This window comes from Streptomyces sp. NPDC001351 (assembly GCF_042896045.1).
Lineage (GTDB): Bacteria > Actinomycetota > Actinomycetes > Streptomycetales > Streptomycetaceae > Streptomyces.
The window spans coordinates 434,330-450,565 of the sequence record NZ_JBIAWS010000005.1 but is presented as its reverse complement, the minus strand read 5'-3'; the positions used below and the strand labels follow the sequence as shown (position 1 = coordinate 450,565).

General features: G+C 71.2%; 12 protein-coding genes. 4 read left to right on the top strand and 8 right to left on the bottom strand.

The features are described from left to right. Window position 1: 1 nt before the first annotated feature. The 5 genes from ACFY1U_RS20840 to ACFY1U_RS20820 all read right to left on the bottom strand — a co-directional run bounded on the left by ACFY1U_RS20840 (window position 2) and on the right by ACFY1U_RS20820 (window position 7,975). On the bottom strand, window positions 2-1,135 hold the full coding sequence (locus tag ACFY1U_RS20840; protein WP_390695596.1) for a ricin-type beta-trefoil lectin domain protein: 1,134 nt from the start codon (window positions 1,133-1,135) through the stop codon (window positions 2-4). Window positions 1,136-1,194: 59 nt separating this feature from the next. Beyond that, the gene (locus tag ACFY1U_RS20835) at window positions 1,195-3,645 is read right to left on the bottom strand and encodes an RICIN domain-containing protein (RefSeq protein ID WP_390695595.1); all 2,451 of its coding nucleotides are present in this window, start codon (window positions 3,643-3,645) and stop codon (window positions 1,195-1,197) included. Window positions 3,646-3,747: 102 nt separating this feature from the next. Then, window positions 3,748-5,247 (bottom strand): arabinofuranosidase catalytic domain-containing protein, encoded by a 1,500-nt coding sequence (locus ACFY1U_RS20830; RefSeq protein ID WP_390695868.1) that lies wholly within the window; start codon window positions 5,245-5,247, stop codon window positions 3,748-3,750. Window positions 5,248-6,031: 784 nt separating this feature from the next. After that, window positions 6,032-7,273, bottom strand: coding sequence for an ROK family protein (locus ACFY1U_RS20825; RefSeq protein WP_390695594.1), 1,242 nt, complete (start codon window positions 7,271-7,273; stop codon window positions 6,032-6,034). Window positions 7,274-7,309: 36 nt separating this feature from the next. After that, on the bottom strand, window positions 7,310-7,975 hold the full coding sequence (locus ACFY1U_RS20820; protein ID WP_390695593.1) for an alpha-ketoglutarate-dependent dioxygenase AlkB family protein: 666 nt from the start codon (window positions 7,973-7,975) through the stop codon (window positions 7,310-7,312). A 68-nt stretch (window positions 7,976-8,043) separates the two neighbouring features. Between ACFY1U_RS20820 and ACFY1U_RS20815 the strand changes: the two genes are divergently transcribed. Then, window positions 8,044-9,177, top strand: a complete 1,134-nt coding sequence (locus ACFY1U_RS20815) for a methyltransferase (RefSeq protein WP_390695592.1) — start codon at window positions 8,044-8,046, stop codon at window positions 9,175-9,177. Here ACFY1U_RS20815 and ACFY1U_RS20810 read toward each other — a convergent pair whose 3' ends face one another. Both ACFY1U_RS20810 and ACFY1U_RS20805 read right to left on the bottom strand, forming a co-directional pair. After that, window positions 9,178-10,062 carry a ketose-bisphosphate aldolase gene (locus ACFY1U_RS20810; RefSeq protein ID WP_390695591.1) on the bottom strand — a complete coding sequence of 295 codons (885 nt, stop codon included), beginning with the start codon at window positions 10,060-10,062 and terminating at the stop codon, window positions 9,178-9,180. Between the two features lie 28 nt (window positions 10,063-10,090). Beyond that, the gene (locus ACFY1U_RS20805) at window positions 10,091-10,972 is read right to left on the bottom strand and encodes an SIS domain-containing protein (protein ID WP_390695590.1); all 882 of its coding nucleotides are present in this window, start codon (window positions 10,970-10,972) and stop codon (window positions 10,091-10,093) included. A gap of 256 nt (window positions 10,973-11,228) precedes the next feature. Here ACFY1U_RS20805 and ACFY1U_RS20800 point away from each other — a divergent pair, with 256 nt between their 5' ends. From ACFY1U_RS20800 to ACFY1U_RS20790, 3 genes are all read left to right on the top strand, one after another. Next, entirely contained in the window at window positions 11,229-13,070 is a 1,842-nt protein-coding gene (locus ACFY1U_RS20800; RefSeq protein ID WP_390695589.1) for a glycoside hydrolase family 15 protein, read from the top strand. Between the two features lie 130 nt (window positions 13,071-13,200). Next, window positions 13,201-13,854, top strand: coding sequence for a hypothetical protein (locus tag ACFY1U_RS20795; protein ID WP_390695588.1), 654 nt, complete (start codon window positions 13,201-13,203; stop codon window positions 13,852-13,854). 781 nt (window positions 13,855-14,635) lie between these two features. Next, the gene (locus ACFY1U_RS20790; RefSeq protein ID WP_390695587.1) at window positions 14,636-15,184 is read left to right on the top strand and encodes a hypothetical protein; all 549 of its coding nucleotides are present in this window, start codon (window positions 14,636-14,638) and stop codon (window positions 15,182-15,184) included. A gap of 6 nt (window positions 15,185-15,190) precedes the next feature. Here ACFY1U_RS20790 and ACFY1U_RS20785 read toward each other — a convergent pair whose 3' ends face one another. Beyond that, window positions 15,191-16,192, bottom strand: a complete 1,002-nt coding sequence (locus tag ACFY1U_RS20785) for an alpha/beta fold hydrolase (protein ID WP_390695586.1) — start codon at window positions 16,190-16,192, stop codon at window positions 15,191-15,193. Between the last annotated feature and the right edge of the window lie 44 nt (window positions 16,193-16,236).

Sequence of the window (16,236 nt, the reverse complement as noted above, 5' to 3'; positions counted from 1 at the left end):
GTCACTGGGCCGAGCTGACCGGCAGTGCGCTCCACTGCTGGTTGGCTCCGCCGTTGCAGTCCCACAGGACCAGTTGCGTACCGTCGGTGGTGGACGCACCCGGGTCGTCGAGGCAGCGGCCGGAGACCGGGTTGCGGTAACCGCCGTTGTAGGCCTGCCATTGCTGGTTGCTGCCGCCGTTGCAGTCCCAGATCTCGATCCTGGTGCCGTTGGCGGTACCACCGCCCGTGGCGTCGAGGCACTTCCCGAGCGCCCGCAAGGTGCCGTCCGAGCGCGCGGACCACTGCTGCGCGTCGGCGCCGTTGCAGGACCAGATCTGCGCGGCGGTCCCGTTGGCGCTGTTGCCGCCGTTGACGTCCAGGCACTTCCCCGCCACCCCGGAGTACACCGGCCCGCCCACGGAGACCGGCGGCTTGATCCAGCCTGCGGCGTCCGCGGCCTGGACTCCGGCGTTGAAGGCGTCAGCCATTTTGCTGTAGCCGTTGTCGTTGGGGTGGAAGGGGTCGGACAGGTCCGCGGTGGTCACAGCGCTCATGTCCACCAGGCGCACATGCTTGCCGGCAGCCTGCTCGGCCTGGACGATGCCGGGCAGCTTGGCGTTGAACGCGGGGCGGGTGGCCTCCTCGGTGCTGCTGGTGGAGACGATCACGGTGCCGACGAGGACGGTCGCGTCAGGGGCGTCGGCCGTGATCTGGTCGATGAGCGCATGGAGCCGTTCGGCTGCGGGTTCGGCCTGAGAGCCGCCGTTCAGATCATTGGTGCCGATCTCCAAGGTGATCACGTTGGGCCGGTACCGGGCCAGCACGGAGTCCGCGATGCCGGCTATCTCGCCGATGTGCCAGCCGGAGTGGCCCTCGTTGTCCGGGTCGGACATGGTGCCGTTGCGGCCCGACCCCACGAAATCCAGGCCATGCCCCTCGTTCGCCAGCCGGTTCCACAGGAAGCCCCGGTAGCCGTTCCCGGACGAACTGCCGACGCCCCAGGTGATGGAGTCGCCCAGCGGCATCAGCCGCAGGGCAGTGGGAGCGGCGGCGGCCGGTGACCTGGTGCCGGTGGCGGCCGCCGCAGGCAACGCGGTGCCCGTGCCGATCGCTGCCGTCAGAGCGACGGCCAGGAGTGCCGCGTACTTCTTCATCTGTGTTCCTCACTGGGTGCGGGACAGTGGGTGGGGGTGAACGAGCGCGGGTGAGTCGGTCAGCGCGGGGTGAACGCCTGGTTGCTGCCTGCCGTGTTCTTGCAGGGCCATTGGTCGAGCTGCCGGCCGAGGTTGCTGCCGCCGCCGTAGACGTCCAGGCACAGGCCGCTGTTCTGGTTCTGGAAGGAGTACGAGCCGTCGGACTGCCGTACCGGCAGCCACAGGGCGCCGGTCGCTCCGCTCGGGGCCTGCTGCACGATGTCGGGCGTACCGGAGGCCGTGAGGCTGCCCGAAACCCCCACCACCAGGCCCGAGTTCTGCGCCTGCAGCTGCCCGTAACCTCCGGAGACCGGCACGAACTGGAACTGCTGGTTGCTCTGCCCGTTGCAGGTCCACTGGTCGATCGCGGCGCCCGCACTGCCGGAGTTGCCGTACACGTCCAGGCACAGGCTGTCGCTGCCGATCACCAACTGGTGGTAACCGGTGGGGAAGCCGCCACCGCCGCCCGAGGCCTGGACGCCCGCCTGCTGGATGACCTGCTGCGCGCCCTGCGGCCAGTTGGTGCCACTGACCTGGACGTTGCCGGTCAGCACGTTGTTGTGCGGTGGCCCCGTGGCCACGTACGTGTTGCCGCCGTTGTACCAGTTGCCGGAGAACGTGCTGTCGTCCGTGTGGTTGTTGGCGTTGGCGTTGGTGAGCGCCCAATTGCCCGCGTCCTGGACCACGTTGTTGGACACCTTCAGATACCGGGAGCCCTCGTCGAGGTACAGCGCGGTGGTGCGGTGGTTGTCGTACATGTAGTTCTCGGAGATCACCGAGCCGGGGTTCGCCGACAGGTTGTAGATGCTGCCGCCGTCGAACATCGCGTTCTTGGTGTCGAAGATCAGGTTGTGGGTGACGGTGTTGTTCTTCAGCGTCGTCGGGGTGCTGTAGACGGGCTGGTAGTTGTACGTGCCCCGGTTGACGTAGTCCTGGCTGCCGCCCGGGTCGTTGGCACCCCAGCCCCACCCGATGTCGATCCCGTCGTAGGGCAGGTGGTCGCACTGGTTGTGGGTGATCGTCGCGTTCGTGACGTAGGTGGACAGGATCGCGGCGGTCTCCTTGTAGTCGGTGCCCACCCCGCTGACCTTGTTGTTGCTGATGGTGATGTTCTGGTTGGTCATCTGCGGGTTGCTGGGATGGTGCGCGTCCGGCTGGATCCCGCCGACCTGGATGCCGCTGCCCGCGGTGTCGGTGAACGTGTTGCCGGTGATGGTGACGCCGTTCGCGCCGAGTCCGGTGCCGGAGGCGTTGGCGACGCCGTCGTTGCCCACGCCGAGCCCGGCCTGTCCGAGCTCGGAGAAGGTGTTGCCGGAGAAGGTGATGCCGCCGGCGGCCGAGACCTGGACGGCCGCGGGCATCTGCGCCCAGCGGTTTCGGGTGGCCTCGAACTGGGTGCATCCCGACTTGCAGCTGCTCAGCCAGTTGTCCGGCATCGGGTAGGCGCCGGTGATGTGCGCGCCGCTCTGCTGGTCCGCGTAGCCGTCGGGTCCGCCGGGTCCGAGCCAGGAGGTTCCCGTGAACCGGATGCCGCTGAAGGCGAGCCCGGTCGCCGGTGTGCCGTAGCTGCCGCTGATGCCGAGCAGGCTCTGCAGCCGGGGCAGTTCGACGTCGAGGCTGTTCGGGTTCTGGCCCGATGGGGCGCGGTAGTACAGATCGCCGGTGGACGAGTCGAGGTACCACTGTCCGGCCTGCTGCAGGAACGCGTAGTTGTTCTCCAGGTACATCGTCCCGCCGGCGAACGGCGCGTTGATGGTGTCGTAGCCCCAGGAGTTGTTGTTCCATGCGGGCTGCTGCATCGTGATGGTCCTGCCGCTGATGGACTGGACCGGGGCGTAGCGGTCGGTGAAGGAGTTGAGGCTCTCGACCTCCATGTGGTTCTGGTCCGAGAGGCCGGCCAGGTAGTCGAGGGAGGAGTCGGTGACGGTCAGGCCGGTCTGGGTGAAGGTGAAGGCGGAGCGGGGCACCTGGATCGCCGCCCGCGGCGCCTCCCTGCCGTTCACGTACAGCTGGCGGGTGTTGATGCCCGTACCCACGTGGACGGACCAGATGTTCTTCGCCTGGTCATGGACCTGCCAACCAGTGATCTGTTGGGCGCCGGACACGACCGGCTGCTGACCGGACGCGGCCTGGTAGCTGATGGTGTGACCGTTCTGGCCGCCGTCGCCGGAGCCGAAGGTCAGGGGCCTGGACAGCCGGTAGGTGCCGCCCGCCAGATGGACGACGACGTCCGTGTCGGCCGACAGCTTGTGCGCGGGCTGCTGCGCCTGGTCGAGGGCGGCGAACGGATGCGCGGCGCTGCCGTCACCGCCGGGCGCCGCGTCCGGCGCCACGTACAGGTCGGCGGCCGCCACGGGGCGCTCGACGGACAGCGCGTGGGCGACCCCGGCCGTGGCCGGCCCGCAGGCCAGCAGGGCGAGCAGCGCCATGGGGGTGGCCCACAGGCCACGCAGCGCTCTGGCTCTGGACATCGTCATCCTCCGGTGGTGACGCTTGTGGTCCTGTGCTGTCTGTCACGCGGTGGTGCGGCCCGAGACCGGCGGCGAGCCGGCCTCGGGCCGGAGCCCTTCAGGTCAGTTCAGGCGCCACTGCTGGTTGGACCCGCCGTTGCAGGTCCACAGTTCGGCCAGGGCACCGTTGGCGGTGGAGGCGCCGGTGACGTCGAGGCAGAGCCCGGACTGGACGCCCGTGACGGTGCCGTCGGAGTTCACCTGCCACTGCTGGTTGGCACCGCCGTTGCAGGGCCAGGTCACCACCTTGGTGCCGGCGGACGTCTGGTTGTTGTAGGCGTCCAGGCACATCTGGCTGCTGCCGCTGTAGACGGTCAGTTGGCCCGCGGACGTGCGCGTCCAGGTCTGGTTGGCGCCACCGCTGCAGTCCCAGATCTGCAGCTGCGTACCGGCCGTGGTGGACGAGCCCGGCACGTCCAGGCACTTGCCCGCGCCCACCGCCTGCAGCGCGCCCGTGCCCATGCCGCCGGAGGCGTTGCTGTAGCCGGCCGCGGTGATGTTGGCCTGGACGGCGTCCTCGGTGGCGTCCGAGGGGTATCCCGAGGTCATCACGCCTTCGTAGAAGGTGCCTTGGGCGCCCTTGCTGTTGTCGCCGCCCGTGCCGAGGATGATGGCGCCCTGCTTGCGCATCGGGTTGTAGCCCGCGACATTGGGGCGCACCCCGTCGTAGAACGTGGACAGGCTGCCCGACTGGGCGTTGCCGCCGCGGATCGCCCAGTGGTTGGGGCCGCCCTTGATGATGGCGGTCGTGTAGCGGTAGTTGATGGTCGGATCATTGGCGTTGTAGTGCTGGTTGACGCCGGAGAACAGGCCGTTCTCGAGGTCGGCCATGATCCAGGGGCCGTTGCCGCTGCCGTAGCCCCAGACCTTGATGTTGCCGAAGTAGATGGCCTCCATCGTGCCGTTGCCGTCGTCGTTGCTGTCCGTCTCGGCGTTGCCGTAGTCGAAGCAGCAGCCGCCGTTGTAGTGCGTGCCGTCGAAGATCGCGTACATGCCCTCGGGGTTGTCCCCGGTCGCGATGCCGTTGGTGCGGTTGTTGCGGTAGCCGGTGCCGGGCGCCACGAAGACGCCGTACGCCTTGTGGCCGCCCACCGTGGTCGGCGCCGCGGTCGCGTTCGCGAGGTTGTCCGGTCCGCCCGCGGCGCCGCCCCCGGGCGCCTGGGTGAGATTGTTCCCGCGGCCCGACTGGTCGTAGATGACCGTGATCAGGCAGCTCGTCCCCGAGCAGAACGAGTCCTGGGCGGCGGCGTCGGCGTACCCGCCCGCGCTCAGGACGCCGATGTTGCGGGTGGTGTTGTCCGAGGCACGCCTGACCTGGTAGAGCGGCCCGTTGTACGAGGCGTACAGCGCTCGCGTCGTGCTGTGCGCCGCCACGCAGGGCGTACCGCCGGCGGCGTAGATGTCGCACGGACCGGACGTGGCGGCCCGGGCCGTCCCGGCCGTGGCCGTGGCCCCGGCCAGCGCCCCGGCGACGAGCGCGGCCGCGGCCCCCGCCCGGGCGACTGTCCTCCAGCGAGTGCGGGCCGAGCGGCCCGGCGCAGGCGCGTCTGCCCGCAGCGGCATGTCGTCCGGCGTGCCGCGGTGGCGAAGCGCTGCGCACCACCGCTGGACGCCACCGCGTCCGAAAGGCAGTCGGCGTCTGGTACGTGTGGTTCCCATCTGATCTCCCTACCGTGCCGGCGCAACCCGGTCGGGTTGTGGCGGTGGCGCTGCCAGAAGCGGAAGCGCTCGAACGTGCGGTATTGCCAGGGGATTGCAGAGAGGTTTCAGGGGGAGACAGGGCTCCCGGTGTCGTGGGGGGTGGCAAGGGCACAAAGCCCAGTGCTGCGAACGTTGTTGCGGAATCGATTCGACTGCTGATTCCTGTGGTGCGCAAGCCGTCGGCGCCGTCGAAAAGTTGCGATGTGGCGGCAGTAGGACCACGGCGCCACCGCCTTCCGCACGGACGCCGGGGGGAGGCGGGTGTGACGCCCGGGTCCTCCACAGGCCCCACGATCATGCTGGTGAGCAGGTATGCCGTCAGTAGACCGGGCCACGGAGAGCCAGTTCACGGGGCACTGGCCGAAGCTGTCGCGCCTCACCCACGCGTCGCTGACGCAATTCGCGCCAGGCACGCCAATGACCCGGCACACAGCCCGTCGTGGCGTCCCGTCGAAGCGCTTGCGTCGAACCGATTCGCCCACACCTTGCGGTGCCGAGTGCGACTCGGACGTATGCCAATGCCGGCGGCTCGGCGCCGAACCGGTGAACTGCCGACCGGGCGGCGTCCTGTGCCGGGCGGACGCCGCAACGGTCTTGTGGAGCGGGCGAGGTGCGGTACGAGCGCTACGCGTTCCAGCCCCGCCCCCTACCGGCTGAGCGCCCCCAGCGGATCGTCCAGTACCGGCTGCCACGCCAACTCTGCCGCGCCGACCAGGCTGTTGTGGTCGAGGGTGCAGGCCAGGATGGGCACTCCCCCGCTCTGGCCCCACAGGCTGCGGTCGGCGACGACGGCGCGCAGGCGCTCGGGATCGGCATCCAGGAGGGTGCGGTGCAGGCCGCCGAGGATGATGCGGTCGGGGTTGAGGATGTTGACCAGGCCCGCGAGGCCGAGGCCGAGGCGGTCGATGAGGGCCTCGGTGGCGGTGCGGATGGCGGGGTCGTCGTAGTGGAGGCGGATCAGGTCGTTGGCCTGGCGGAGGAGGTTGACCTCGGGGCCGGGGTCGCGGCCCGCGGCGGTGAGCAGGGCCAGCGGGTCGGCCTCCACGTCGAGGCAGCCGCGGCTGCCGCAGTGGCAGGGGCGGCCCTCGGGGTTGACGGTGAGATGGCCGACCTCCAGGGCCAGGCCCGAACTGCCCGTGTGCAGGCGGCCGTCCAGGACCAGCGCGCCGCCCACGCCCCGGTGGCCGGTGGCCACGCACAGCAGGTCCCGGGCGCCGCGGCCCGCGCCGTGCCGGTGCTCGGCGAGGGCGGCGAGGTTGACGTCGTTGCCCGCGAAGGCGGGCCCGGAGATACCGGCGGCGCGCACACACTCGGCGAAGATACGGCGGACGGGCGCACCGGCGGGCCACGCCAGGTGCAGGGGGTTGAGGGCGAGCCCGTCCGGTTCGGCGACCGCGGACGGTACGGCGAGTCCGGCGCCGACACAGCGCCGTCCCGTCGAGTGCAGCAGCTCGGCGCCCGCCTCAACGACGGAGCCGAGCACCTTCGCCGGGTCGGCGTCCACGGTCTCGCAGCCGGGTGCAGTGGCGACGATACGGCCGCCGAGACCCACCAGCGCCGCCCGGAACCCGTCGGCGTGCACCTGCGCGGCGAGGACGACCGGGCCGTCCTCGGCGACCGCGAGCCGGTGCGAGGGCCTGCCCTGCGAGCCGGCCGCCGCGCCGGGACGGGCGTCGACCCGGATCAGCCCGAGCGCCTCCAGTTCGGCGGCGACCGCTCCGGCCGTGGCCCGCGTCACGCCGAGCTCGGCGGTGAGTACCGCCCTCGTGGGCGCGCGCCCGGTGTGCACGAGCTCCAACGCGGGCCCGAGCGCACCACGCCCCCGGTCCAACCGCGTCCTCGAGGTGGTCCCTTCCCCCGTCGGCCGGGGGTCCGCCTTGCCGCTCATGAGGGCGAGTCTCCCATGATCCGCAGTTACGCCGGGCTACAGGCCGCTGACCCGAAGCGTGATGTTCAGCCGTCCTCTCAGCCCCAACTCCGGGGGCGCGGTGCCCGCGTACACGCGCGGCACGCCGTGGTGGGCGAGCCGGGACGGTCCGCCGAACACGAACAGGTCGCCGCTGCGCAGCTCGACGTCCGTGTAGGGCTTCGTGCGGGTCTCGGTGTTGCCGAAGCGGAAGACGCAGGTGTCGCCCAGGCTCAGGGAGACCACCGGTGCGTCGGACTTCTCGTCGCTGTCGCGGTGCATGCCCATGCGGGCGTCGCCGTCGTAGAAATTGATCAGCGCTATGTCGTAGGGCAGGGGCCGTGCCATGTCCCATGCCACGGTTGCCGTCCTCAGCGCGTCGGCGACCGCCCGCCGCCCCAGCTCGCCCAGCCATCCCGGAAACGGCTTCACCGGGGCACCGTCACCGTCGACCACCGTGCGGGCATAGCCGTACGGATACCAGTGCCGGCCCAGGCAGACCTGCCGGGCGGTCATCGTGCCGCCGCCGGGCGTGCGGACCGTGCGCAGGCCGGCCGGTGGGCGCGCCCACGCGCGGCAGGCGTCCAGCAGCTCGCGCTGGGCGTCCGCGGCCAGCCAGCCGGGCACGTGCACCGCGCCGGGCGCGACCTCCGTGCGCTCCCGCGGGAACAGCTCGGCATCCATGCCGCCCATCCTCCCCCACCGGCCGTGAGCTGCGGCTCGGCTAGCCTTGACGCACGATGAACGACCGTATGACGACGCCGTGGGGCGAGCTCGCGCTGGCCCGTTTCCCCGAGGACCCGCGCGAGAGGCTGCGTGCCTGGGACGCCTCCGACGAGTACCTGCTCAGGCACCTCGCGGCCGAGAGGGTCCCGCTGTCCGGCACGGTCGTGGTCCTCGGCGACCGCTGGGGCGCCCTGGTCACCGCGCTCGCCGCGCACCGGCCCGTGCAGATCACCGACTCGTTCCTGGCGCAGGAGGCGACCCGCGCGAACCTGGCCCGGGCCGGCGTCGGGACCGGTGCCGTACGGCTGCTGACCACCCAGGACCCGCCGCCCGACCGCATCGACGTCCTCCTGGTCAGGGTCCCCAAGAGTCTCGCGCTCCTGGAGGACCAGTTGCTGCGGCTGGCGCCCGCGGTGCACGAGGGGACGGTCGTCGTCGGCACCGGGATGGTGAAGGAGATCCACACCTCGACACTGCAGCTGTTCGAGCGGATCCTGGGCCCGACCCGCACCTCGCTGGCCGAGCGGAAGGCCCGGCTGATCTTCTGCACACCCGAAGCCGCGCCGGAGCGGCCCGCGAACCCGTGGCCGTACAGCTACGCGCTGCCCGAGGGCATCGGTCCGGTCTCGGGGCGCACCGTGGTCAACCACGCGGGGGTGTTCTGCGCCGACCGCCTCGACATCGGCACCCGCTTCTTCCTGCAGCACCTGCCCGCCGCGCTCGGCGGCCGCCGGGTGGTGGACCTGGGCTGCGGCAACGGCGTGGTCGGCACGGCGGTGGCACTGGCCGAGCCGTCGGCCGAGGTGCTGTTCGTGGACGAGTCGTTCCAGGCCGTGGCCTCGGCGGAGGCGACGTACAAGGCGAACGGCGTGCCCGGGCACGCGGAGTTCCGGGTCGGGGACGGACTGGCGGGGCTGCCGGACGGGAGTGTCGACCTCGTGCTCAGCAATCCGCCGTTCCACTCGCACCAGGCGACGACCGACACGACGGCGTGGCGGATGTTCACCGGGGCGCGGCGCGTGCTGCGTCCCGGCGGTGAGATGTGGGTGGTCGGCAACCGGCACCTGGGTTACCACGTGAAGCTGCGCAAGGTGTTCGGCAACAGTCAACTGGTCGCCGGCGACCCGAAGTTCGTGGTGCTGAAGGCCGTCAGGAAGTGATCAGACGGCGGGCCGGCCGATGGTCCGGATGATCCCGGCCACCGCCCGCACCATCGCCTCCCTCCCCACGTTCAGGTAGGTGCGTGAGTCGACCGCCTCGGGATGGGCGGCGAGGAAGTCGCGGATCGCGCCCGTCATGGCGATGTTGAGGGCCGTGCCGACGTTCACCTTGGCGATGCCGCCCGCGACCGCCGCGGCGAGTTCATGGTCCGGTACGCCCGAGGAGCCGTGCAGGACGAGGGGCACGTCCAGCGCGGCCGAGAGGCGTTTGAGGAGGTCGTGGTCGAGGGTGGCGGTGCGGGTGGTCATCGCGTGGGTGCTGCCGATGGCGACGGCGAGGGCGTTCACGCCGGAGTCGGCGACGAAGGCGCGCGCCTCGGCGGGGTCGGTGCGGGCGCCGGGCGCGTGGGCGTCCAGCGGGGGCTCGGCGGGCTTCTCCCGGCCACCGGGCCCCGGCTTGCCGCCGACCTGCCCCAACTCGGCCTCGATCCACAGCCCTTGGGCGTGCGCCCAGTCGACGGCGGCTCTGGTCGCGGCGAGGTTCTGCTCGTAGGGCAGACGGGCCGCGTCGTACATGACGGAGCTGAATCCGGCGTCCGCCGCCTGGCGCAGCAGGTCGTCGCTCTGGACGTGGTCGAGGTGCAGCGCGACGGGCACGGAGGCGCGTTCGGCGGCGGCGACGGCCGCGCGGGCCAGCGGGAGCAGCCGTCCGTAGCGGAACTTGACGGCGTTCTCGCTGACCTGGAGGACGACGGGGGCCTCGGCGGACTCGGCGCCGGCGACGACGGCTTCGACGTGTTCGAGGGTGATGATGTTGAAGGCGGCGACGGCGGAGCGCTCGGCGGCGGCCCGGGTGACGAGTTCGCCGGTGGTGACGAGGGGCACGGCTTCTCCTTCGGGCTTTTCGGGGCGGTCAGGGTGCGAGGATCACCGAGCGGGTGAGGTGGCGCGGCTGGTCCGGGTCGAGGCCGCGGGCCGCGGCGAAGGCGACCGCGAGGCGCTGTGCGCGGACCAGTTCGGCGAGCGGGTCGAGGCCGCCCGCGATCCACAGCCCGCCGGTGGCGCGCACCTGCTCGGCGAGGCCCTCGGGGGCTTCGCCGAGCATCCAGGTCGCCGTGCCGTGGGTGGTGATGCTGATGGGGCCGTGCCGGTACTCCATCGCCGGGTAGGCCTCGGTCCAGGCGAGTGAGGCCTCGCGCATCTTCAGCCCGGCCTCGTTGGCCAGGCCGACCGTCCAGCCCCTGCCGAGGAAGGTGAACTGGGTGCAGGCGACGAGCCCTTCGGGCAGCGGGGTCGTGAGGGCGGTGCGGGCGTCGGCGACGACGGCGTCGGCGTGCAGGCCCAGCCGGGTGCGGAGCAGGGTCAGCGCGGTCGTCGCGAACCGCGTCTGCACGACGGACCGTTCGTCCGCGTAGTCCAGGACGACGAGGTCGTCGGCGGCCGCCATGACCGGCGTGTCCGGGTCGGCGGTGATCGCCGTGGTGCGCGTGCGTCCCTTCACCCGGCCGAGCAGGTCGAGGACTTCGGTGGTGGTGCCGGACCGGGTGAGGGCCACGACACGGTCGTACGAGCGGCCGTGGGGGAACTCGGAGGCGGCGAAGGCGTCCGTCTCGCCCTGTCCCGCACCCTCGCGCAGTGCGGCGGCCGCCTGCGCCATGAAGTACGAGGTGCCGCATCCGACGATCGCGACCCGCTCGCCCGGCACCGGAAGCGCTCCGCGGTGCCGGTCCGCCTCCGACGCGGCGCGCATCCAGCACTCGGGCTGGCTGGTCAGCTCGTCCTCGACATGGGTCATGCCGGGCCCTCCCCTGATTCGATCCCTCGTCCCGATGCCCCGTTTGATTGTTCTTGCAAGATATAGGCACCTTTCAAGCAGAATCAAGCATGCGAGCGCATACAGTCGCGCCAGGGGCGCCGGGAGACCGAGGAACCGAGCGGTCGTCACGCTCCGACTCCCGACAGTGCGCCCCGGCCCCCGCGATCCACACGCCCGGCCGGTTGATTCCGCCTAGGCTGGGAGTGCGGACGCGGGTCGGGGCAGGGAGGCTGCGATGAGCTCAGGAGCGATCGACCAGGGCGTCCCGAGGGCCGCTGCCCGGTATCTGCCCATCGCCGAGCACGGACTGATCGGCGATCTGCGCAGCGTGGCCCTCGTGGGCACCGACGGCACCATCGACTGGTACTGCTGCCCGGCCTTCGACGCGCCGAGCGTCTTCGCGGCGATCCTGGACGCGGAGCGCGGCGGCTCCTTCGAGCTGGCGGCGTCCGTGCCGGCGAAGACGAAGCAGTTCTACTTCCCCGACACCAACGTCCTGATCACCCGGTTCTTCACCGAGGACGGCGTGGGCGAGGTGCAGGACTTCATGCCGCTGGGCGGCGGCAACGCCGAGACCGAGCGGCACCGGCTGATCCGGCGGGTGGTGTGCGTGCGCGGCTCCATCCCGTTCCGCACCCGGGTCGCGCCGCGCTTCGGCTACGGCGCCCGGCCGCACACCGTGCGCCTGGTCGGCGAGGTCGCGGTGTTCGCATCCGAGGAGCTGTCGCTCGCGCTGACGGCGACCGTGCCGCTGGAGGCCGACGGACCGGACGTACAGGCCGACTTCAAGCTCTCCGAGGGCGAGACCGCGGTGTTCGCGCTGGACCAGGTGGGCGGCGACGTGCAGCCGCGCCGGTGCGCGAAGCTGGAGGCGGAGGAGCAGTTCGGCACGACGGTGGCGTACTGGCGGCGCTGGCTGTCTGCGTCCAAGTACCGGGGCCGCTGGCGGGAGATGGTGCACCGCTCCGCCCTCACCCTGAAGCTGCTCACCTACGCGCCCACCGGCGCGATCGTGGCCGCGCCGACCACGAGCCTGCCCGAGCAGCTGGGCGGCGAACGCAACTGGGACTACCGGTACGTATGGGTGCGCGACGCCGCCTTCGCCGTCTACGCGCTGCTGCGGCTCGGCTTCACCGAAGAGGCCGAGGCATTCATGAACTTCCTCACCCGGCACGTCAGCCCGTGCGCCGACGGCACCTCCGCACCCCTGCAGATCATGTACGGCATCGACGGCCGCACCGACCTCACCGAACTCGAACTCGGCCATCTGGAAGGGCATCAGGGCTCCGCGCCCGTACGGATCGGCAACGCGGCCGCCGACCAGCTCCAGCTCGACATCTACGGCGCCCTCATCGACTCGATCTACCTCTACGACAAATGGGCCAAGCCCATATCCAGCGCCCAGTGGGACGACGTGTGCACGCTGGTGGAATGGGTGTGCCGGCACTGGGACCAGCCCGACGAGGGCATCTGGGAGACCCGCGGCGGCCGCAAGAACTTCCTCTACTCCCGCCTGATGTGCTGGGTGGCCATCGAACGGGCCATCCGCATGGCCAACCGGCGCGGTCTGCCCGCCGACCTGCCCCGCTGGCGCGAGTCCCGCGACACGATCTACCGGCGGATCATGAAGCAAGGCTGGTCCGAGACCCGGCAGGCGTTCGTCCAGCACGAGGACGGCGACGACGTGCTCGACGCGGCCGTCCTGATGATGCCGCTGACGAAGTTCATCGCCCCCACCGACCCCAAGTGGCTGTCCACCCTCGACGCGCTCACCCACGACCTGGTGTCCGACTCCCTCGTCTACCGCTACGACCCCCTGGCCAGCCCCGACGGGCTGCGCGGCGACGAAGGCACGTTCTCCATCTGCTCGTTCTGGTACGTCGAGGCCATGGTCCACGCCGGTCACATCGACGAGGCCCGCCTCGCCTTCGAGAAGATGCTCACCTACGCCAACCATCTGGGCCTGTACGCCGAGGAGATCAGCCACACCGGCGAGCAACAGGGCAACTTCCCCCAGGCGTTCACGCATCTGGCCCTCATCAGCGCCGCCTTCAACCTGGACAAGGCCCTGGGCTGAGGGTGGTGCCGAGGACACCGTGAATCCGGTCCCCAGGCCCAGCGACGGCGGGCCCCGCGGCCGGAAGGATTCCTGATGTCGGCCACCGGGCCGACGCGGAATCCACCTCACGGACTCGGGGGGAACACCCATGACCGAAACCTTCGCCAGGCGCCTGACAGGCGCCGCCGGCATCGCCGCCGCGGCCGCGCTCATCGTCGAGGTACCCCTGTACTTCGTCTACTCGGGCCCGCCGCCGGACGCGAACGTGCTCGCCCGGCTGCTGCTCGGAATCGTCGCCCTCGCGTGTCTGGTCGTGTTCGTGACGGCCTTCCGTGAACTGATCAAACGCACGCATCCCGCCTACGAGTGGGCAGCCTCGATCGCCTCCGCCACAGGGCTGGTCTACGCGACGATCACCCTGGTCTCCATGGGACTGGAGGCCGGCGCGGTCATCGCCACCGACCACCCGATCGATCCGACCATCACGGTCAGCGGCACGTACATCCTCTACGGGTCGATCTCCCGGCTGATGCTGGGCCTCTTCCTGGCCGCGGTCGGCCACGTCGTCACCCACACCGACGTCCTGCCCCGCTGGGTCGGCCGCTCGGCCTACGTCCTGGCCGCGATCAACCTGGCCTTCGTACCGTCCCTGTTCTTCGGCAACACCCCCGGGCACTTCTACGCGGCGAACGGCTGGGGCACGACCGCTCTGATGGGGGCGATCCTCAGCTACTGGCTGCTGGCCGTCGGCATCTCCGCCTACCGGAGCTCCATCCGCCTGCGCGACTCCGTCGCCGCGTAGCCTCGGACGCGGATCACCGGGACCAGGCGACCGGAGCCTCTGACGCTGCGCCGAGTGCGGCGGTCCGCTGGGCCGTGTGCGCATCGCGGACGGCCGGGTCGTCGCCGTCGAGGGGGACAGGGGCCTCGGCGGCCCGGCGGTCGACAGGGAAGGGCGGACCGTACTGCCGGGCCTGTGGGACGCCCATGTGCACGCGGCGCACTGGCCGGCAACCGTCATCGGGTCGATCTCTCCGGGCTGGAGTCCGCGCGGGCGGCCGCTGAAACCGTACGGCCGTCCACCCCCGGCACCTGGACACGGTCCTCGATCGCGGGTTGGGGGCAGGAGACCTTCTCCGCCGTGCACGCGATCGGCGACCGGGCCAACACACTCGCGCTCGACGCGTTCGCGGACGTCGGCTGCCGGGGCCGCACCGAGCACGCCGTCCGGCGCCCGGCTGGAATTCGGCTCCGACGCCCCGGTCTCACCGCTCGACCCCTGGCTGGGCATCGCAGCGGCCGTACACCGGACGGACGACGAGCGACCCGCCTGGCATCCCGAGCAGCGGATCCCGGTGGCGGCGGCGCTCGCGGCGTCGGCACAGGGACGCTCAAAGGTGCGGGCGGTGGACACACGGGCCGCACTGACGGTCCGGCCCGGCAGCCCCCGCAGAAAACCGGCCAAAAACCGCAACCTTTCTGTCATCCTGGATGTCTCATCAAATACCAGTACGAACCATGCTTCGGGGGACGAGATGAGACGAAGCAGAGCAACACGCAGCAGAACCGCATGGGCGACGCTCATGCTCCTGGGCACCGCGATGGGGGCGACCGCGATCCCGGCCGACGCCGCACCGGCCGCCACCACCCAGACCGTCACCTGCCCCACCGGCTGGGGCAGCCTCGCCAAGACGCGCGCAGCATCCACGACGAAGCCGGTGAGGAACGTCAGGACCAGCCGCCACACCTGCTACGACCGGATGGTCATCGACATCCCCGGCGCGGGCCGGAGCAGCCTCGGCTACTCCGTCAAGTACGTCAGCCATCTCCGCCAGGACGGATCCGGGCGCCTCATACACGTCGGCGGCGGCGCCGTCCTCGAGATACGGGTGCATGCGCCCAGCTTCGACCCCCACACCGGGGCGCCCACCTATCCCGCCCGGCCGGGCCATCCGCTGCCGGGCGTCGACCTCACCGGTTACCGCGCCTTCAGGGACACCCGGTTCGCCGGCAGCTTCGAGGGCGACACCCAGCTCGGGCTCGGCGTCCGGGCCCGGCTGCCGTTCCGCGTGCTGCGGACGGACGGCCACGTGATCGTGGACGTGGCCCACACCTGGAATGGCAAACCCTGACGCACATCAGACGCCAGGAGCGTCGAGAGAATCGAGAGAGCCGAGCCAGTCGATCAGTAGCCGGTTGACCTCCTCGGGGCGTTCCTGCTGGATCCAGTGGCCGCAGCCTTCGAGGACGTGAGAGGAGGTCAGACCGGGAAGGGTGGCCGGGAACGCCTCGATCGCGTCCGCCAGCCAGGCGGTGGACGCGTCGAGGGATCCGCCCAGGAACAACGAGGGCTGCACGACAGGGGCGCCGTGGTGGGCGGCCAGGTCCTCCCAGTCGCGGTCCATGTTCCTGTAGCGGTTCAGGGCCCCGCTCAGGCCGGATCGTTCGAACTCCCCGGCGAAGACGTCGAGTTCGGTCTCTCCGAGCCAGTGCGGCAGACGGCCCGGAAACCTCTCGCGCAGCGTCCCGCCGCGGGCGACGAAGTGCGGGTCCGGCGCGCCGGGCGCGGGCATGGTGTCGGCGGACAGGGCCGCGTAGAAGCCGGCGAGCCAGCCTCGTACGTCGGGCTCGATCTCGGCCTCGGCCCGGCCGGGGCTCTGGAAGCAGGAGACGTAGAACTCCTCCTCGCCGCCCATTCCCGCGAAGACCTCGCTGGGCCTGGGCCCGCCGGGCGGGGAGTAGGGCACGCTCAGCAGCCCGACCGCGTGGAACACATCGGGCCGCAGCAGAGCCGAGAGGGCGGCGATGTTCGCACCCCAGTCGTGTCCGACGATCACGGCGGACCGCTCGCCGAGGGCGTCGACCACGGCGACGTTGTCCGCGACCAGATCGAGCATGCGGTACGCGGACACGTCCGTGGGTTTGGAGGAGCGTCCATAACCACGGACGTCGAGGGCCGCGGCGCGGTAGCCGGCGACGGCCAGGGCCGGCAGCTGGTGCCGCCACGAGTACCAGAACTCCGGAAAGCCGTGCACGAGCAGCACCAGGGGCCCGCTGCCCTGCTCGACCAGGTGGGCGCGGCCGGCGGGTGAGGGCACAAGGCGGTGGTGGAGGCGGTCGGCGGCGGGGGTCTGCGGCATGGGTCCCTCCCGGGGCGAGCGTGCCCGAAGGCGCGGGCGACGAT

Coding starts and splice junctions, on each gene's coding strand:
- ACFY1U_RS20840 (WP_390695596.1), bottom strand. CDS start 1,135: ATGAAGAAGTACGCGGCACTCCTGGCCGTCGCTCTGACGGCAGCGATC.
- ACFY1U_RS20835 (WP_390695595.1), bottom strand. CDS start 3,645: ATGTCCAGAGCCAGAGCGCTGCGTGGCCTGTGGGCCACCCCCATGGCG.
- ACFY1U_RS20830 (WP_390695868.1), bottom strand. CDS start 5,247: ATGCCGCTGCGGGCAGACGCGCCTGCGCCGGGCCGCTCGGCCCGCACT.
- ACFY1U_RS20825 (WP_390695594.1), bottom strand. CDS start 7,273: ATGAGCGGCAAGGCGGACCCCCGGCCGACGGGGGAAGGGACCACCTCG.
- ACFY1U_RS20820 (WP_390695593.1), bottom strand. CDS start 7,975: ATGGATGCCGAGCTGTTCCCGCGGGAGCGCACGGAGGTCGCGCCCGGC.
- ACFY1U_RS20815 (WP_390695592.1), top strand. CDS start 8,044: ATGACGACGCCGTGGGGCGAGCTCGCGCTGGCCCGTTTCCCCGAGGAC.
- ACFY1U_RS20805 (WP_390695590.1), bottom strand. CDS start 10,972: ATGACCCATGTCGAGGACGAGCTGACCAGCCAGCCCGAGTGCTGGATG.
- ACFY1U_RS20800 (WP_390695589.1), top strand. CDS start 11,229: ATGAGCTCAGGAGCGATCGACCAGGGCGTCCCGAGGGCCGCTGCCCGG.
- ACFY1U_RS20795 (WP_390695588.1), top strand. CDS start 13,201: ATGACCGAAACCTTCGCCAGGCGCCTGACAGGCGCCGCCGGCATCGCC.
- ACFY1U_RS20790 (WP_390695587.1), top strand. CDS start 14,636: ATGCTCCTGGGCACCGCGATGGGGGCGACCGCGATCCCGGCCGACGCC.
- ACFY1U_RS20785 (WP_390695586.1), bottom strand. CDS start 16,192: ATGCCGCAGACCCCCGCCGCCGACCGCCTCCACCACCGCCTTGTGCCC.